A 14,763-nucleotide genomic window follows, 5' to 3' on the forward strand; every position below is an offset into this window, starting at 1 on the left:
TCTTTAGAAATTCTTTACCTTTTCTTTCTTCCTAATTAAGCATTCCTTTTTACAATACTATTATTGATGTCATAATAGGAGGATCGCTTATGCAATTCTTAAAAAAATTCGCTATTTTATTATTATCTTTTTTCATTACTGCACTTATCGTTTTATATTTTTACCTTTATGTAAATGGTCCGATTATTCAAGCTAAATCAGCTATTTTAATAAATGCTAATTCAGGTGAAATTGTTTATAAAAAAGATGAAGAAACTCCAGTACAATCAGCTGCTTTATCTAAATTAATGACAGAATATATCGTATTGGAGCAACTAAATGATAGAAAAATACAGTTAGATGACTTCGTACAAATAAGTAACGAAGTTTTCCGAGTAGAAACAAGTCCTATACAAGTAACATCGAATGACAAAACGACGGTTCGTGATTTACTTCATGCATTGCTACTGGCAGGGAATAATCGTTCTGCACTCGCTCTCGCAGAACACATTGCTGGAAATGAAGATAACTTTACAATGTTAATGAATAAAAAAGCAAAAGAACTAAAGTTATTACAACCATCTCCATTTCTAAACTCTACTGGAATTAATCATGATACAAATAAACAATCAACTACAACAGCAATAGACGCAGCTAAACTAGCAGCACGATTAGTAAAAGATTTTCCAGATGTATTGAATATTACGAAACTAACCTCTTACCAATTTACCTTCAAAGATTCCCAGGTTTTCAATACGAATAAAATGATATATTCCCTTAATGAAAACATTAAACTTCAAGGTGTTGATGGCTTACAAACTAGTTTTTCAACTAACGGTAATTATAGTTTTGTCAGTACAGCAAAACTAGGAGATACAAGACTAATTTCAGTAATATTAGATGCAGATGAAGAAAACATTTCATTTATTGAAACAAAAAAGTTGCTACAGTATGGTTTTGATCCTTCCTCGTACTCTGCACTCCAAGCTTTTAAAGACACCCTTACATCGTGGACAATATTGCTTCAGTTTAAAAATTTAATTATACAAACTATAATGATTTTTTTAATCATTACCACCTTAATGTTTTTACATATACGTCAGAAAAAATCCGAGGATTTCAATTAAGAAATCTTCTTATATATAAAAACCGACTTGCGTTTGAGATGCAAGTCGGTTTCTAATTCTATAATCCTTTTCCAATCAAATTTGCTGAAACTGGTTGCAAGTTTAACTCCCTCGCCCATATAGATAGCTGCCCAATATTATGAATTTCATGTACAATTACATGTCTTAAAACTTATGCTTTTTGAGGCATACATCCATCTCTGTTCCCATTCATTGTGTTCGTTTATTTAGTTTAAATAGGTTAATCTATTAATTCTATTAAATCCAACAATTTAACTATTACATATTAAAGTTTAATCCATATACTATAGTAGATTACTACAAAGGAGGCTTAACTATGGATAGTTGCGTTGTATTTGTAAACGGACAACCTTTTTTAGTTCTTTCGGTAGCTGGTATTGAAATTGCTAGATTAGAGATTTCCCTTCAAGTAGCATTAGCTCTAAGAGTGCTTGGGATACCAATCTGTGATTAATTACCAAATTAATAAAAAAAGAGGGCATTAGCCCTCTTTTTTTATTTTCTTCTCACCTTTTCTTAACAACAAACAAAATTCAAATTTGATTAATTATAAAAAATTAAAGTATATGAACGTTACATGAAACACTTGCTAAGATAGCTGTCCTTCACACTATTTATTTCGCGACATTATATAATCAAAGCACACAATGATTAACTTTTTATACGTCTTATTTTAAGTGTGCTAGCATTCTAGGCTAGATGACCATGACTGCAAAAAACCTTCAAGTTCTCGTTTATATAAATCAGATAACGCTTTCACTTTTTGAATATCTTTAAATCACGGTTCTCTATCTTCTTCTCCTTGAAGAGCACTAATCCAACTATACTCTACATCTACAATATGAAATAATGTTTCTAAAATACCACCAGTTTGCAAAGTAAATCTTCCTCTGAAAGTTGTTCACACCTCTTAAACCAATCATCTCTTACTTGCCAATTATATTAAAATAAAGTATACACATTTATCTCTCCCTTACTTCAATTATCCACCTAACAGCATCTGTTATACATTTAACCATTGACAATCACTTCTCTTCGGCCAAGTTCCTCGACAGCGTGATTAATTATTTCACTTACAGATAAAGAACCATCCAATATGATATCTGAATTCGGCTTAACAGTATGAATTGCCTCTAAATAAGCTTTTCTCGCATATGTCATGTAATGTTCCAAATCATTATGTATTTCATCTATTGTACCTTCCTTAAAATCTCGCAAAATCCTTCTAGCCATCGCAATATCTAAAGGCGTATCAATAAATATAGTTACATCAATGAATTTTCGCATCTCACTATTTAAGTATGCAAAAGGATAATCTACAATAATATAGTCTAAGGTATTATTTTGTATAAGTTGCTCAATATCATGAATTAATGGTGTTAATACCCACTCATCGTAATTCGCCCCATCATCAATCCATTTACAAATATCAGCAGGAGAGTTATCAAATGTATAACTATCAAAATATAGAGCTTTTGAGTTTTTAAACTTATGCTTTAATCTTTCTGTAATTGTAGTTTTACCTCCCCCCGAAACAGCTGCAATTGAGATTATTTTTGTTTTATTATCCACTATACCCACCAAGCCCCTTTTGTTAACATAATATAATTATAAATTACTATCGTTGCTACTTCTTCCATTCATATTCTAACATACTCATTTCCCATAAATTCCAATACGTTTCTCCTACTCTTTTTGACTCTCTTAATAAGCCTTCTTTTACAAACCCTATTTTTTCGTAACATGAAATGGCCGATATATTAAAATCATACACACCAAGAGTTACTCTATGTAGTTTTAATTCGTCAAAAGCAATATGAAGTACTGCTTTCATCATATTTTTTCCTATAGAACGTCCTCTCATCTTCGTATTACCAACTAATACTTTTCCAATTCTAGCCGAATTATTAATATTATCTATTTGCCCAAGCGAAATGTGACCAATAACGTCTGAAGTCTCTTCATCTACCACTTTGAAAGCGAGTGTATTTGCACTTTCTAAATACTTCTCTAATTGCTGTTCGTCTAAAGGGAATGTGAATGCATTTCCTGACCATTGTATTAGAAATTCTTCAGAATTAATCCAATTTATTAATTGTTTAAAATCAGATTTTTTAAAGGTTTTTAGCTTAATCACTTCCATGCTCCTTTCGTACATCATACTTTATAACCTCAAACTTATTTCTATATAAAGAATATATTCTCCTTTTATATGAAATTAAAATAAAGCCATTCATGTGAATGGCTTTACAAAAAAGCAGCATAATTATGCTTTGTTTGCTACATCAATACCATTAAAATCAAAGTCAGCAGTAACCGTTGTAACAGGTGGGAAAATTGCTTCAATTTTGCAAATGGAAATAATTACTCCAACCGATCCAGGAATAGCTGCAAGCTTAACTACATCACAACTTACAGACGAAACAGTACCTACATAAGTACGTCCCTCTGTGTTAATTTGAACTGTTCGATTAATTAATTTCTTAAGTTCATCTCTAATTCCTTGTACACAAGAATTATCACATTTCTCATGCTGTTCTTTTTTACACTCTTCGAATACTTCCCAACAATCATCTTGTTTACATGTACACTTCTTTTTACAATTATTAAATCGAGAACCCAATACCTCACCCCCTAATCCTTTCTATTAGTAAAGTATGTCCACTAGCTTAAAAGGGTACGAGGCAAACACATAAAAAGAAAAAAACAAGCAATTGTACCAAACTTTCTTTTCATTATTCATTATAAAAACAGACCTCTCCTAATTAAAAGCTTGTTTAATGAGCGGCCGTGAATTTAGTCCTACTCCATTTAATGTTTAGACACCGCTTTCTAAAACAAATCTTTTTTCTTTTAAATAAGACGCTCCTTAAAAACGCACTAAATTTTCCCATTAACTCACATATACATAGACTTTATTTGTGGATTTTTCCTTTGTTATTGTGAAATATACATTCAAAAAAGCGTACTCGAAAATAAGATATTATTTGTAATCAGAACGCTTTCTTCAACAAATGTTTATTAAAAAATACCATAACTAGTAGTAGTTCCCTCCACTATCTCTTAAAAATTACCATAGTTTGTATGAACTCTATATTGAGTAGAAAACACTCTATCATATAAAGATAAAATAGTAGGTTAATAAACAAGCCATTTTTTTATTAAAACATAGAATAATATGAACACTATTGAAAGGAGGTAGAAATGAATGTCCTGGAAAAATGATTGCTGGAGTTCTCAGAAAAAGCATTGTTGTGATGATTGGTGGAAATCTAAAGAAAAGTGTCATTGTGATGATGATTGGAGTTCTCAGAAAAAACATTGTAATGATGATTGGTGGAAATCTAAAGAAAAGTGTCATCGTGATGATGATTGGAGTTCTAAACGAAATAAGTGTCGTTGTAAATGTTTCTTTATTTGTTGCCATTGCAAAAGAAAAAATTGGTAATATTTTTAATGTCAACTTAAAGGAAAGAATATGTCTTTTGGAACCGATAAATACTAGAATGTATTATACAAAAAGCTGACTGAATATAGTCAGCTTTTTGTCAATGAACACATAAAGATTTCAACAGACATATATATTTACTGATTAAGTGGGGTATTAAGAAAAAAGAAGTTAACTCTTATAAATCGATTTTTAATTACTTCACATACGTATAAAGCTTTAGATGCTCTCATTAATTCAGACGAATTTACCAGCATTTTCACCAAAAAATTCATGGAATCTTTAATTAGTCGAGTACTTTCATTATCTTCAGGAGCCCCACAGACAATCGGGGTTTCTTTTATTTAAATAAAGATTTTGTTTAAATTTTACAAAACTCACCTATATCAAAATATCTTCTAAAATCCCTATTGAACATTTATAATACTTTTAAACGGTTTAAATTCTACGATCAGTAATGGAGGCATTTTAATGGGAAACATCCCAAAAGTATCATCACACCAATCAAATCCTAATATACCCTCACAGCAAGTGAATCCTAATACCCAACAAGGTAGTATAAAAAAAACAAGACGCCGTATTATAACTACTTTGGCTTTTATATTACCTATAATTTTTGTCCTTCAATATTCTCTGAATAATCAACAAGAAATGATTAAAGAAAAACAGATCACACTTAATACGGAGCAACAAAAATTATCTTCTATAAAGAAGGATAGTCATTCCCTTAAAAATGATGTTAAGGCTTTAACAAGTAGTGAAGAAGAAATTTTAAAATTCGCAAGGAAACTGTATGGATTTTCTAAACAAAATGAAACTATATTTCAAATAACTGAATAAAATTACACGGCATTACCTAAAAGGCGATTTGAAGATAATCGCCTTTTTATATTTAATTTCTAAAGGAATCATACTAATCTCTCTTTCTATCATATAACTACTTTGTTTAATTTGTTAAAATACAACCGCTTGTCCGTTTCACTTTGCTCTATCATTACATTTACTATTAGTAATACGATTTTTAGAGGTGATAAATAATGGACGAGTTTTTATCTTTTGCTGCACTTAATCCGGGTTCTATTGGACCTACACTTCCACCTGTTCAACCTTTTCAATTCCCTACCGGTCCCACCGGTTCTACAGGAGCTACTGGATTAACCGGATCAACTGGACCGACTGGGCCAACCGGATCAACCGGATCGACCGGATCAACCGGACCAGCCGGATCAACTGGACCGACTGGGCCAACCGGATCAACCGGATCGACCGGATCAACCGGACCAACCGGATCAACTGGACCAACTGGACCAACTGGACCAACTGGACCAACTGGACCAACTGGATTTAATCTTCCTGCTGGACCTGCATCTATTACCTTGACTTCTAACGAAACCACAGCATGTGTATCCACTCAAGGAAATAATACTTTATTTTTTTCGGGTCAAGTATTAGTAAACGGTAGTCCTACTCCAGGGGTAGTGGTCAGTTTTTCATTTAGTAACCCATCTCTTGCTTTCATGGTTCCTCTTGCTGTCATTACCAATGCCTCAGGTAACTTTACCGCTGTATTTCTAGCCGCTAATGGGCCTGGAACAGTAACCGTTACTGCTTCACTTCTTGATTCTCCTGGAACAATGGCTAGCGTCATTATTACCATTGTAAATTGTCCGTAATAATTTTATTTTTAAGAACTAAGCAATTTCTAATAAAAAGAGCACTGATTTATAGTGCTTTTTTTTATCATTTGGATTTGCCTTTCAAATTAAATTTCGTAACAACCTATTAAAATAACGCTTTTATTGAATTTCATCCTTAACAAAATTTAATTACTCCAATGAATAAACATGCCACAGTATCGTATTTTAATAAAAACTATAAAACAGACATACTTAACACTAATAGTAGAATTTTTCTTCTTCATCAACTTCACTCCTTCTCTTTTTATAAACATAAAAAAGGAGCTCTATTTATATAGAGCTCCTTTCTAACTTTATAATTTACTAGACTGTAACCCCTGAATAAACGGAACTACTTCAGGATTTACAAGCGATGATAAATCACCTAATTCTTTTCCTAAGTAAGCTGCTTTAATAACACGGCGCATTACTTTAGAATTACGTGTTTTCGGTAAATCTTCTACAACGTGGATGTCTTTAGGACACAACGCTTTTCCAATATGAGAGTTTACTAAACACATTAATTCTTTCTTTAATTCTCCTGTGAATGTTACATGATCTCTTAATACTACAAAACAATGACAAACTTCACCTTTTACTTCGTCAGGTACACCAATTGCAGCAGCTTCGATTACATCATTATGTTTCACAAGAATAGATTCATATTCAGCAGGTCCAATACGTTTACCTGCAATATTTAACGTATCGTCTGAACGCCCTGTGATGATATATTGTTCACCATCGTAAATGACCCAGTCACCGTGGACCCATTTATTTTCAAAACGCGACCAATATGTGTTTACGTAACGTTCATCATCTTCCCAGAAGCTTTTCGTCATACCTACCCAAGGTTTCTCTAAGCATAATTCTCCGACTTCATCTCGAATTGGTTTACCTTGATCATCCAGTACGACAGCTGCCATTCCTGGTAAAGATGCGTTAAAACTAATCGGTGCGATTGGCTTAATAAGAACATTACCGAAAATCCCACCAGAGATTTCAGTTCCACCTGAGTAGTTACAGATTGGGACATTTCCTTTTCCAACTGTTTCAAACAGCCACATCCATGGATCAGGATTCCAAGGTTCTCCTGTTGATGCGAATACTTCCAAACTCTTTAAAGAATGTTTATTGACATACTCATCACCTTTTGCCATTAATGCTCGTATTAACGTTGGTGAAATACCTAGATGAGTAATTTCATATTTATCAACTGTCTCCCATAACCGGTCTGCTTCTGGGAAGTCTGGAACACCTTCGTACATAACCATCGTTGCTCCATTAATGAGTGAACCGAATAATAGAAATGGCCCCATCATCCAGCCCATATCAGTTACCCATAATACACGATCACCTTGTTTAATATTCATTCCGAATCCTGCATCAAAAGCTGCTTTCAAAGGAAATCCTGCATGCGTGTGTACTGTTCCTTTCGGCTTACCAGTCGTTCCTGATGTATAAATGAGCATTAATGGATCATCACTTTGCATTTCTTCGGCATGTATAAATGGTTTTTCTTTTTCTAGCGTACTCCAGGAAAAGTCATAGTTATGTGGTGTAAAATCATTTCCTGCATGACGAACGATTACCACTTTTTCAACAGTTGGGCAATGTTCACAGGCTTTATCTACTTCATCTTTTAAAGAAACAATTTTTCCGCGGCGTGAAAATCCATCTGCGGTAATAATCATTTTTGAACCTGCCGCTTGCACACGTGTCATAACTGCATCAGACGCAAAGCCTGAGAATATTGGTGAAATAATTGCTCCGATTTTCATTATAGCTAGCATCGCAACAACTGTTTCTGGAATCATCGGCATATAAATTGTTACACGGTCACCTTTCTCAATACCCGCGTGTTTCAAACCACTGGCAACACGGCTTACCCAGTTATCAAGCTCTTCATATGTAAATGATTTTGAAGTTCCATTTTCTCCTTCGTACTGAAGTGCTGGCTGTATTCTTGTCTCTTCATCCGCAAGCCAGCGGGATAAAGCTGATTCTACAACGTTACATGTTCCGCCATTATACCACTGTGCAAACGGTGTACCATTTTCTAAATCTAACACTTCTGTATAAGGTTTCATCCATTGATAGCCAACTGCTTCTTCTGCCTCTCCCCAAAACCATGCTGTTTCCTCAATAGATTTATTATAAAAAGTTTCATAGTCTTCATATCCCAATGATTTCATCCAACTATATAAACGTGTTTTTTCCTTGTACTCTTCTGTTGGAAACCAAACTGCTTGTTTCAATGTTTTCCCCTCCTTAACTTTTTGAGCAAGAAAGCCCTAAATAGGGCTTTTAAACTGGATATACAGGATGTTTACGATCCGTGAATACTTGATATTTACTCATATACATTTCGAAACGTCCTTTTAACTCTTCACGTAAATTGTTTGGATGAACAATACCATCAATCACCATCTCTGATGCTAAATGATAAATATCAATATCTTTCTTATACTCTTCACGTTTTTCAGCAATGAAGCTAGCACGCTCTTCTTCTGGTAAAGCTGCAATTTTATTTGCATATACAGCATTGACCGCAGCTTCTGGACCCATTACCGCAATAGAGGCTGTCGGTAATGCCAGGCAGCAATCTGGTTCAAATGCTGGACCTGCCATCGCATATAAACCAGCGCCATATGCTTTACGAACAACGATAGAAATCTTCGGTACAGTTGCTTCACTCATTGCAGAAATCATTTTTGCACCGTGGCGAATAATACCAGCACGCTCTACTTTTGTACCAATCATAAATCCTGGTACGTCCGCAAGGAATAATAATGGAATATGATATGCATCGCATAAATTAATAAACTTAGCAGCTTTATCAGCTGAATCGTGGAATAATACGCCGCCCTTCATACGCGGCTGATTTGCAATAATACCAACTGGCTTACCATCAATACGTGCTAAGCCTGTAATTAGCTCTTGAGCAAATAATTTTTTCACTTCATAGAATGAACCTTCATCAATAACTCTATTAATGAGATCTTTCATATTGAAAGGAGCATTTTGATTTTCTGGAATGATTTGTTCTAACGTTTTATCGAATTGTTTCGGTTCTTGAGGTGTAACCAATGGAGTCTTTTCTAAGTAGTTGTTTGGAAAATATGAAATGTATTGTCTTGCTTGCGTAATCGCATCTTCTTCTGTCTTACATAAAACATCTCCGCATCCTGATACAGAGCAATGCATACGAGCTCCGCCCATTTCTTCTAAAGTTACCTTCTCACCGATAACCATCTCAGCCATACGAGGAGATCCTAAATACATAGATGCATTTCCTTCTACCATCATTACAACGTCACAAAAGGCTGGAATATACGCACCACCAGCTGCAGAAGGTCCAAATAATAAGCATACTTGAGGAACTTTACCTGATAATTTCACTTGATTATAGAAGATTCTTCCTGCACCGCGGCGCCCTGGGAACATTTCTACTTGATCTGTAATACGCGCTCCGGCAGAGTCGACTAAATAAAATAACGGAACACGTAATTTTTCAGCTGTTTCTTGAATACGTAAAATCTTTTCAACTGTGCGTGATCCCCATGATCCTGCTTTTACAGTAGAATCATTGGCCATTACACACGCAGTACGACCATGTATTTTACCCGTTGCCGTTACAACGCCGTCCGCAGGTAAGCCTGTTTGTTCACAGTTAGCAAATAATGCATCTTCTACATATTCGCCATTATCAAATAGAAGCGCTAAACGATCTCGAACAAATAATTTTCCTTTTGCTTTATTTTGTTCATGATATTTCGGTGCCCCGCCTTGTTTAATCGTTTCAACTCGTTCTTCAAATGTATTCGATTGTTGTTTTTGATCTAACATATTTACTCCCCCTTATACGTTGGTGTGCGTTTTTCCTTGAATGCTTGTAATCCTTCTAATCTATCTTTCGTATGGATTACACCCTCATACGCTTGTTTTTCCATTTGTAATCCGGTATGTAAATCAACTTGAATACCGTTTGAAATCGCTTCTTTTGCTAATCGAACAGCAATAGGGCCATTACTAGCAATTCTTTCTGCTATTTCAATCGCTTTTTCTTCAAGTAACTGAGATGGTACAACAAATTCTACTAGACCATATTCTTTTGCTTCTTGCGCCGAAATACGTCTTCCTGTATAAATTAATTCTTTCGCTCTACCAACACCAATTAATCTTGGCAAACGCTGCGTACCACCTGCTCCTGGTATTATTGCAAGAGTCGTTTCAGTAAGACCAAGACTTGCAGATTCAGCCGCAATTCTAAAATCACAAGCTAAACTTAATTCTGTACCACCACCAAGGGCGATTCCATTTATAGCCGCGATAACTGGCTGTGGTAATTGTTCAACCATTTCCATAGTAGTGCGAATCATACTAACAGCATGGCGAACTTGTTCTTCATTCATATCGGCACGCTCTTTTAAATCTGCACCAGCACAAAATGCTTTTTCACCAGCACCAGTCAAAATAACTACACGCGCGTTTGAATCTTCACTTATTTGAGTTAATATAGTTTGTAATTCATCTAATAATGCCAAAGATAATGAGTTTGCTTGTCTTGCACGATTTAACGAAATCTTTACTACGTGAGGTGTTACGTAATCAACGGAAATGTTTTGTAATTGTAGCATCTACTCACCTACTTATCGTTTTATGTTGAAGCGCTCTATACACATGACTCGGTAATTGGATATTTAACTTACTTTGAATAAATTGACTAGCTCTCAATAACTTTTCTTCGTCTATATTCGTTTGGACTCCTAATTTATGGAGCATATGTACTAGGTCATCAGTAGCAACATTACCTGATGCTCCTGGTGCATAAGGGCAGCCCCCGAGTCCACCACAAGAACTATCAAATGTTGTAATACCGTATTCTAATGATTTAACTACATTCGCTAGAGCCATTCCATACGTATTATGAAAATGCATTGCAAACTGCGAAGCATCATACTTCTTTAATAGGTGTTCTAATACTTGTTCTACTTGTAATGGATTCGCTACACCGATTGTATCCCCAAGAGAAACTTCATAAATGCCGTATGAAAATAGTTGATTACATAATTCGTCAACTGCTGCGAGACTTATATCCCCTTCATAAGGACATCCAAATACAGTAGAAACATAGCCTCTTACCTTTTTCCCTTCGAATAATGCCTGTTTTGTTATATCTTCGATTACAACTAATGCTTCTTTAATCGATTTATTAATATTACTTTTATTATGAGATTCACTTGCTGATAAAAAAACATTCACCTCATCTACATTTTGCAAAAAAGCTCGTTCCAAACCATTTTGATTCGGAACAAGCGCAGCATATGTAACATTTGGATCCCTTTTCAGCTCAGAAAACACATCATTTGCATCCGCTAATGCTGGGACCCATTTTGGGTGAACGAATGAGGAAACTTCAACATACGACAATCCTGCTTCTGTAAGTAGTTGAATCCATTTTACTTTATCTTTTGTGCCAACAATCTTTTTTTCATTTTGTAAACCATCACGTGGTCCTACTTCTTTAATGACAGCAAAATTAGGTAGTTTCAATTCGCTTCCCCCTATATCTCCCTATTCAATTTCTAATAATACATCTCCTTCATTTACAAAATCGCCTTCTTGCACATTAATTTTCATAACTGTGCCGGCTTCTTCTGAAATGATTGGAATTTCCATTTTCATAGATTCTAAAATGACGACATCCTGCTCTTCCTCTACTGTATCTCCTATTCCTACAACAATCTTCCAAACGTTTCCTGCCATCGATGCGTATACTTTCGTCATCATTTTTCCCCCTTAATATTGTTAAATATTATTTTTTAACGAGTTGTTTTGTTACAAAACCCGTTGTATAAATACCCTCTTTGAACACTTCGTCTTCCAAAACTTGCAGTAGCATTGGTGTGTTCGTTTTAATACCTTCTACTTTTAATTCTTCTAGAGCATCATGTAATTTCGAAATTGCTTCTTCACGAGTCTCGCCATGTGCAATAACTTTCGCAATCATCGGATCATAGAAAGGTGTAATCGTTACATGATTTTCTAAGAAGTGATCGATCCGTACATTTGACGGTAATGTTAAATCTGTAATTTTCCCAGGTGACGGGAAGAATGTTTTCGGATCCTCTGCATAAATACGAGCTTCAATGGCATGACCACTACGTTTTACATCATCCTGAGTAAATGATAGTTTCCCTCCACTTGCGATAAGGAGTTGCTGTTCTACAAGGTCTAATCCCGTAATTTCTTCTGTCACTGGATGCTCTACTTGTAATCTCGTATTCATCTCTAAGAAATAGAAGTTCTTCTGATCATCTACAAGAAACTCAACTGTACCTGCATTTGTATAGCCAAGTGCTTTGGCAGCTTGTACAGCAACTTCTCCCATCGCTTTTCGTGTACCTTCATCTAAAAATGGTGAAGGTGCTTCTTCGATTACTTTTTGATTTCGGCGCTGCACCGAACATTCACGCTCCCATAAATACACTGTGTTACCATGTGTATCTGCTAATAGCTGAATTTCAATATGATGCGCGTCTGCTATATATCGCTCTAAATACATTTCTCCGTTACCGAAGAAGTTTTGCGCTCTTGTTTTATTACTTTCAAATGCTTTGGTGAGCGTTTGCTCAGTTTCCATCAACTGCATACCAATGCCTCCGCCGCCTGCGGATGCCTTAAGCATTAATGGATAACCAATTTGTTTTGCAATTTCAATTGCTTCTTCAGCAGTTTCAATATTTGTAGTAATACCTGGGACTACTGGGACATCTGCTGCTTGCATTGCGATACGTGATTCGATTTTACTTCCCATCTTCGTAATGATTTCTTCTGAAGGACCGATAAATACAATTCCTTCTTCTTTGCAACGAACCGGAAAAGACGGATTCTCTGATAATAAACCATAACCCGGATGAATTGCTTCTGCATTTGTCTTCTTAGCTATTTCAATAATTTTTTCAAGGTTTAAATAACTCTCTTGAACACGCGGTCCACCTACTAAGTAAGCTTCATTTGCCATTTTCACATGCAGGGCATTTTCATCTGCTTCAGAATAAATAGCAACAGTGCGAATGCCAAGTTTTTGACAAGTTTTCATAATACGAACAGCGATTTCTCCGCGATTCGCAATTAATATTTTTTGAAACATAGTGATTCCTCCCTTTTATCTACATCCTAAATGTCTAGCAATTACGAGACGTTGAATTTCAGAAGTTCCTTCACCAATTTCTAATAGTTTCGCATCACGAATATGTCGTTCAACTTCATATTCACGCATATAGCCATATCCACCATGAATCTGTACTGCTTGATTCGCAATACGGCTTGCCGCTTCCGATGCAAATAGTTTTGCCATTGCCGCTTCTTTGCCGAAAGGTTTATCGTTATCTTTTAACCAAGCTGCTTTATGTACTAAATTACGAGCTAACTCTACTTCAGTCGCCATATCAGCTAATTTAAATTGAATCGCTTGGAAATTAGAAATTGACTTTCCAAATTGTTGACGTTCTTTCGCATATTGCAATGCACGTTCAAAAGCTGATTGCGCAATACCAACTGCCAATGCTGCGATTGAAATACGTCCTCCATCAAGTGTATATAAAAATTGTTTAAAACCTTTATTTACATCACCAAGAATATTTTCTTTCGGTACACGTACACCATCAAGTACGATTTCACATGTATTAGAAGCACGAACACCCATCTTATCGTAAGGACTTGAGATTGTTAATCCTTCACTAGTAGTAGGTACGATAAATGCTGAAATGCGTTTTCTACCATTCTCTTCAATACCATTGACAGCGGTTACAATAATGGTATTTGCATACTCTGCGTTTGTAATCCAACACTTCTCACCACTGATTACATACTCATCGCCATCTAATACCGCTTTCGTTTGAGTACCACCTGCATCTGATCCAGCATTCGGCTCCGTTAATCCGAAGGCACCTAATGTTTTACCTGACGCCATTGGGACTAAATACTTTTGTTTTTGTTCTTCTGTACCGAAATAATAAATTGGAGAAGCACCTAATGAAATTGTTGCAGCATAGCTTAAACCAGTGCCACCACAAGCACGACCAATTTCTTCAACTGCTAATGCGTACGATACCGTATCGCCACCTGAACCTCCATACTCTTCTGGGAATGGGATGCCTAGTAATCCTAGTTCGCCCATTTTTTGAAATGTTTCATATGGAAACTCTGCAGTTTTGTCATAATATACAGCTTTCGGTGCGATTTCCTTTTCAGCAAAGTCACGTACCATTTCTTTAATCATTTGTTTTTCGCGAGTTAGAGTAAATTCCATTCCGCTACACACCCCTTATCGAATATTGAGTTTCGACAGCGTGCGAGTTTCTACTACAAACATAACAACTTAAAAGACAAGAATATTAGTTAGACAATTGTTATAATTCTGTCATAACTTAATTTTAAAACAGATTCTGTACTAATGCACAAAAAAATTCCTACATTGTTCTACAACAACATAGGAGGTTTTGTGTCG

16 protein-coding genes and 3 pseudogenes are annotated in these 14,763 nt (G+C 35.4%); 5 read left to right on the forward strand and 14 right to left on the reverse strand.

Annotated features, from left to right (window positions below):
- The first annotated feature begins 89 nt into the window (after window positions 1-89).
- Window positions 90-1,106 carry a D-alanyl-D-alanine carboxypeptidase family protein gene (locus tag C4S65_RS24915; protein ID WP_001160041.1) on the forward strand — a complete coding sequence of 339 codons (1,017 nt, stop codon included), beginning with the start codon at window positions 90-92 and terminating at the stop codon, window positions 1,104-1,106.
- A 58-nt stretch (window positions 1,107-1,164) separates the two neighbouring features.
- On the opposite strand, the pseudogene C4S65_RS24920 reads toward C4S65_RS24915, so the two are convergent.
- A pseudogene (locus C4S65_RS24920) lies at window positions 1,165-1,278 on the reverse strand (DNA damage-inducible protein DinB); the annotation flags it as partial.
- A gap of 165 nt (window positions 1,279-1,443) precedes the next feature.
- Here C4S65_RS24920 and C4S65_RS24925 point away from each other — a divergent pair.
- Window positions 1,444-1,581 carry a DUF3956 domain-containing protein gene (locus C4S65_RS24925; protein ID WP_000376554.1) on the forward strand — a complete coding sequence of 46 codons (138 nt, stop codon included), beginning with the start codon at window positions 1,444-1,446 and terminating at the stop codon, window positions 1,579-1,581.
- Window positions 1,582-1,812: 231 nt separating this feature from the next.
- Here C4S65_RS24925 and C4S65_RS35365 read toward each other — a convergent pair.
- The 4 genes and pseudogenes from C4S65_RS35365 to C4S65_RS24940 form a co-directional block, all read right to left on the reverse strand.
- Window positions 1,813-2,087: pseudogene (locus C4S65_RS35365) on the reverse strand (DinB family protein); the annotation flags it as partial.
- 51 nt (window positions 2,088-2,138) lie between these two features.
- Window positions 2,139-2,699 (reverse strand): AAA family ATPase, encoded by a 561-nt coding sequence (locus tag C4S65_RS24930; protein WP_000369206.1) that lies wholly within the window; start codon window positions 2,697-2,699, stop codon window positions 2,139-2,141.
- Between the two features lie 55 nt (window positions 2,700-2,754).
- Window positions 2,755-3,288, reverse strand: coding sequence for a GNAT family protein (locus C4S65_RS24935; protein ID WP_140337737.1), 534 nt, complete (start codon window positions 3,286-3,288; stop codon window positions 2,755-2,757).
- Between the two features lie 105 nt (window positions 3,289-3,393).
- Window positions 3,394-3,750 carry a hypothetical protein gene (locus C4S65_RS24940; RefSeq protein ID WP_000535573.1) on the reverse strand — a complete coding sequence of 119 codons (357 nt, stop codon included), beginning with the start codon at window positions 3,748-3,750 and terminating at the stop codon, window positions 3,394-3,396.
- Between the two features lie 598 nt (window positions 3,751-4,348).
- On the opposite strand from C4S65_RS24940, the gene C4S65_RS24945 reads away from it, so the two are divergent.
- The 3 genes and pseudogenes from C4S65_RS24945 to C4S65_RS35370 all read left to right on the forward strand — a co-directional run.
- Window positions 4,349-4,654: a hypothetical protein gene (locus C4S65_RS24945; RefSeq protein WP_000560144.1), complete on the forward strand. Its 306-nt coding sequence runs from the start codon at window positions 4,349-4,351 to the stop codon at window positions 4,652-4,654.
- A 392-nt stretch (window positions 4,655-5,046) separates the two neighbouring features.
- Window positions 5,047-5,415, forward strand: coding sequence for a septum formation initiator family protein (locus C4S65_RS24950; protein ID WP_086406179.1), 369 nt, complete (start codon window positions 5,047-5,049; stop codon window positions 5,413-5,415).
- A 197-nt stretch (window positions 5,416-5,612) separates the two neighbouring features.
- Window positions 5,613-5,669, forward strand: a pseudogene (locus tag C4S65_RS35370) (exosporium leader peptide-containing protein); the annotation flags it as partial.
- Between the two features lie 17 nt (window positions 5,670-5,686).
- Here C4S65_RS35370 and C4S65_RS35375 read toward each other — a convergent pair.
- The 9 genes from C4S65_RS35375 to C4S65_RS24995 form a co-directional block, all read right to left on the reverse strand.
- The gene (locus C4S65_RS35375) at window positions 5,687-5,971 is read right to left on the reverse strand and encodes a hypothetical protein (RefSeq protein ID WP_254905517.1); all 285 of its coding nucleotides are present in this window, start codon (window positions 5,969-5,971) and stop codon (window positions 5,687-5,689) included.
- Between the two features lie 45 nt (window positions 5,972-6,016).
- Window positions 6,017-6,232 carry a hypothetical protein gene (locus C4S65_RS35380; RefSeq protein WP_000236251.1) on the reverse strand — a complete coding sequence of 72 codons (216 nt, stop codon included), beginning with the start codon at window positions 6,230-6,232 and terminating at the stop codon, window positions 6,017-6,019.
- Between the two features lie 333 nt (window positions 6,233-6,565).
- Complete coding sequence (locus tag C4S65_RS24965) at window positions 6,566-8,506, reverse strand: AMP-binding protein (protein ID WP_086406177.1); 1,941 nt, start codon at window positions 8,504-8,506, stop codon at window positions 6,566-6,568.
- 49 nt (window positions 8,507-8,555) lie between these two features.
- Entirely contained in the window at window positions 8,556-10,097 is a 1,542-nt protein-coding gene (locus C4S65_RS24970) for an acyl-CoA carboxylase subunit beta (protein ID WP_000886755.1), read from the reverse strand.
- A 2-nt stretch (window positions 10,098-10,099) separates the two neighbouring features.
- Window positions 10,100-10,888: an enoyl-CoA hydratase gene (locus C4S65_RS24975; protein ID WP_000939792.1), complete on the reverse strand. Its 789-nt coding sequence runs from the start codon at window positions 10,886-10,888 to the stop codon at window positions 10,100-10,102.
- 4 nt (window positions 10,889-10,892) lie between these two features.
- On the reverse strand, window positions 10,893-11,804 hold the full coding sequence (gene mvaB, locus C4S65_RS24980) for a hydroxymethylglutaryl-CoA lyase (protein ID WP_000775429.1): 912 nt from the start codon (window positions 11,802-11,804) through the stop codon (window positions 10,893-10,895).
- 21 nt (window positions 11,805-11,825) lie between these two features.
- Window positions 11,826-12,041 carry an acetyl-CoA carboxylase biotin carboxyl carrier protein subunit gene (locus C4S65_RS24985; protein WP_002094580.1) on the reverse strand — a complete coding sequence of 72 codons (216 nt, stop codon included), beginning with the start codon at window positions 12,039-12,041 and terminating at the stop codon, window positions 11,826-11,828.
- A 25-nt stretch (window positions 12,042-12,066) separates the two neighbouring features.
- Window positions 12,067-13,404 carry an acetyl-CoA carboxylase biotin carboxylase subunit gene (locus C4S65_RS24990; protein ID WP_000486745.1) on the reverse strand — a complete coding sequence of 446 codons (1,338 nt, stop codon included), beginning with the start codon at window positions 13,402-13,404 and terminating at the stop codon, window positions 12,067-12,069.
- A gap of 15 nt (window positions 13,405-13,419) precedes the next feature.
- Window positions 13,420-14,565, reverse strand: a complete 1,146-nt coding sequence (locus C4S65_RS24995; protein WP_000397279.1) for an acyl-CoA dehydrogenase — start codon at window positions 14,563-14,565, stop codon at window positions 13,420-13,422.
- Window positions 14,566-14,763 lie beyond the last annotated feature (198 nt).

It is taken from the genome of Bacillus sp. ok061 (genome assembly GCF_900108285.1).
Lineage (GTDB): Bacteria > Bacillota > Bacilli > Bacillales > Bacillaceae_G > Bacillus_A > Bacillus_A thuringiensis_S.

Coding starts and splice junctions, on each gene's coding strand:
- C4S65_RS24915 (WP_001160041.1), top strand. CDS start 90: ATGCAATTCTTAAAAAAATTCGCTATTTTATTATTATCTTTTTTCATT.
- C4S65_RS24925 (WP_000376554.1), top strand. CDS start 1,444: ATGGATAGTTGCGTTGTATTTGTAAACGGACAACCTTTTTTAGTTCTT.
- C4S65_RS24935 (WP_140337737.1), bottom strand. CDS start 3,288: ATGATGTACGAAAGGAGCATGGAAGTGATTAAGCTAAAAACCTTTAAA.
- C4S65_RS24945 (WP_000560144.1), top strand. CDS start 4,349: ATGATTGCTGGAGTTCTCAGAAAAAGCATTGTTGTGATGATTGGTGGA.
- C4S65_RS24950 (WP_086406179.1), top strand. CDS start 5,047: ATGGGAAACATCCCAAAAGTATCATCACACCAATCAAATCCTAATATA.
- C4S65_RS35380 (WP_000236251.1), bottom strand. CDS start 6,232: ATGGTAATAATGACGCTAGCCATTGTTCCAGGAGAATCAAGAAGTGAA.
- C4S65_RS24970 (WP_000886755.1), bottom strand. CDS start 10,097: ATGTTAGATCAAAAACAACAATCGAATACATTTGAAGAACGAGTTGAA.
- C4S65_RS24975 (WP_000939792.1), bottom strand. CDS start 10,888: ATGCTACAATTACAAAACATTTCCGTTGATTACGTAACACCTCACGTA.
- C4S65_RS24985 (WP_002094580.1), bottom strand. CDS start 12,041: ATGATGACGAAAGTATACGCATCGATGGCAGGAAACGTTTGGAAGATT.
- C4S65_RS24990 (WP_000486745.1), bottom strand. CDS start 13,404: ATGTTTCAAAAAATATTAATTGCGAATCGCGGAGAAATCGCTGTTCGT.
- C4S65_RS24995 (WP_000397279.1), bottom strand. CDS start 14,565: ATGGAATTTACTCTAACTCGCGAAAAACAAATGATTAAAGAAATGGTA.